This window comes from Pseudomonas sp. M47T1 (assembly GCF_000263855.1).
Taxonomy (GTDB): domain Bacteria; phylum Pseudomonadota; class Gammaproteobacteria; order Pseudomonadales; family Pseudomonadaceae; genus Aquipseudomonas.
The window spans coordinates 1-2,646 of record NZ_AJWX01000054.1 but is presented as its reverse complement, the minus strand read 5'-3'; the positions used below and the strand labels follow the sequence as shown (position 1 = coordinate 2,646).

Here is a 2,646-nt window from a genome sequence, read left to right as displayed (position 1 = left end):
CTTGGGCTTGTTGAGTCGGCCTTGCGTCGTTGGGTGAACCAGCTCCAGCAAGAACGTGGCGGTGTTACTCCGACCAGCAAAGCCCTGACGCCTGAGCAGCAAAAAATCCAGGAACTCGAAGCTCGTATCAATCGGCTGGAACGGGAAAAATCCATCTTAAAAAACCGCCTCCCCGGCGCGCCGCGGCCCACTGGACTAGAAACACTACGTACTACACTGAACTCTCTGGACAGTGGTCGCTGGCTTTTTGGAGGCTAAGTCCCCGTCAAAAAACTTGACCCAGGGGAAGCTGCGGACCCGTTAGTGGTGGCGCTTTAATGACCCCGTTTAGGAATGTGATTTGATCCGAGTCCCCGTCCAGTCCATCCTTTGACTGGAGGTGTGTATGAAAAAGCGTGGTTCAGAACGCAAAGGATTACCCGTTATCCATACTCGGGCGGCAGGCATTGACATTGGTTCACGCTTTCATGTGGTTGCTGTTCCCGCAGATCTCGCAGAGAGCCCGGTGCAAACCTTCAAGGCCTTCACTGCTGATCTTGATCGCATGGCTGACTGGTTGGTGAGTCTCGGAATTACTACAGTCGCCATGGAGTCGACTGGTGTTTACTGGATTCCGGTGTATGAGATCCTTGAAGCCCATGGCCTACAGGTGGTACTGGCGAATGCTCGGGATGCCCGCGCAGTGCCGGGACGCAAAACCGATGTGAATGATGCTCAGTGGATTCAACGGCTTCATTCCTGTGGGTTGCTGAGGGCTAGCTTCCACCCGGATCGAGAAATTGCGGCGCTACGTAGTTATCTCAGACTCCGCGAGCGTCATCTGGACTATGCGGCCGCGCATATTCAACACATGCAAAAAGCCCTGACGCACATGAATGTGCAGCTGCATCACGTAGTCTCGGATATCACCGGCTTGACCGGTATGCGGATCATTCGAGCCATAGTTGCAGGCGAGCGGAGTCCATCGGTGCTAGCTGCGATGAGTGATCGGCGTTGTAAGGCTGGTGTAGATGTCATCGAGGCAGCGCTGGTAGGCAACTATCAGCCGGAACATCTATTTGCCTTATCACAGGCATTGGCGATGTACGACGCATACCAAGCGCAGCTCGTCGTCTGCGATCAGCAAATCGCGCAAACGCTCATCAAGCTTTCGCAAGTCAATGCGCCCCCAACGGCGCCGCTTCCTAAGCCACGCCACAACACCCGGCAACCCAATGCGCTGAACTTCGATGTCCGCACCTTGCTGTATCAATTGGTCGGTGTGGACCTCACGCAAATACATGGTATTGGCCCCTTTCTGGCGCTGCGGCTCGTTGCGGAATGCGGTACCGATCTTAGTCGATGGCGTACTTGCCATCATTTTACGTCGTGGCTGACGCTCGCCCCTGGGTGCAGGATCAGTGGCGGTAAAGTACTTTCGGCCCACACCCGGAAAACCAAGAATCGGCTAACTGCTCACTTACGCTTAGCTGCTGTCACCGTGGGAAGGACTAGCACTGCGCTGGGAGCCTTTTATAGACGCCTTGCGGCTCGAATCGGAAAAGCCAAAGCAGTGACCGCCACTGCCCGAAAGATTGCGATTTTGTTCTACAACGCGATGCGTTTCGGCATGAGCTATCGAGATCCGGGAGAGGATCAGTACGAACAGCGATATCGGGAGCGAGTAGTGAAAGGTCTGCATCGACGTGCCGCCGAATTTGGGTTCACGCTTCAACCGGTGGAGGGTGTTTCTTAGGAAGGCCACCGCGCTCTTGATGGCCGAGGAACACGAGCGTTCGCGTTAATCGATCAACTTCGGGCTCAAGAGCCGATTGATCTGTTGTGCTCGGTATTTGAAGTAACCCGATCGTGCTACTACGCGTACTGCCGGAAACGCCGGTATCCAGATGCCGAACGGGTGGTTTTGCGCAGCCGCGTGAACGAGCTGTTTACGCAAAGCCGAAGCGCTGCGGGCAGCAGGAGCATCATGCTGATGATGAAAGAGGACGGCATGCAGATCGGGCGATTCAAGGTACGCAAGTTGATGCGCGAGATGAACTTGATCAGCAAACAGCCGGGCTCCCATGCCTATAAAAAGGCGACCGTGGAGCGGCCTGATATCCCGAACGTGCTTGATCGAGGGTTCAGCGTGGCGTCCCCCGACAAGGTCTGGTGCGGTGACATCACGTACGTTTGGGCCGAAGGTCAGTGGCACTATCTAGCGGCGGTAATCGATCTTTATGCGCGCCGGGTTGTGGGCTGGGCGTTCTCGGCCAAGCCCGACGCCGACCTGGTGATCAAAGCGCTGGACATGGCCTATGAGCAGCGTGGTCGGCCTCAAAATGTGCTGTTTCACAGTGATCAAGGCAGTCAATACGGCAGCCGGAGTTTCCGCCAGAGACTATGGCGATACCGCTTCACACAGAGCATGAGTCGGCGCGGCAACTGCCATGACAACGCGCCCATGGAGCGGCTATTTCGCAGCCTGAAAACTGAATGGATACCGACGGTGGGCTATATGAGCGCTTCGCTAGCGCAACAGGATATTGGCCGGTTCCTGATGGAGCGATACAACTGGCGGCGACCGCATCAGTTCAACGAAGGGCTAGCGCCTGCGGTCGCTGAGGAAAAACTCAATTCAGTGTCCGGGATCAGTTGACCACTACA

General features: G+C 55.8%; 1 protein-coding gene and 2 pseudogenes. All 3 read left to right on the top strand.

The annotated features are described in order from the left end of the window. Positions 1–162 (top strand): annotated as a pseudogene (locus PMM47T1_RS29625) (transposase); the annotation flags it as partial. Between the two features lie 223 nt (positions 163–385). Continuing rightward, a complete protein-coding gene (locus PMM47T1_RS28395; protein ID WP_008375825.1) occupies positions 386–1,735 on the top strand; it encodes an IS110 family transposase in 1,350 nt (449 codons plus the stop codon). Beyond that, positions 1,736–2,638: pseudogene (locus PMM47T1_RS28390) on the top strand (IS3 family transposase); the annotation flags it as partial. It lies immediately after the preceding gene. Positions 2,639–2,646: the final 8 nt, after the last annotated feature.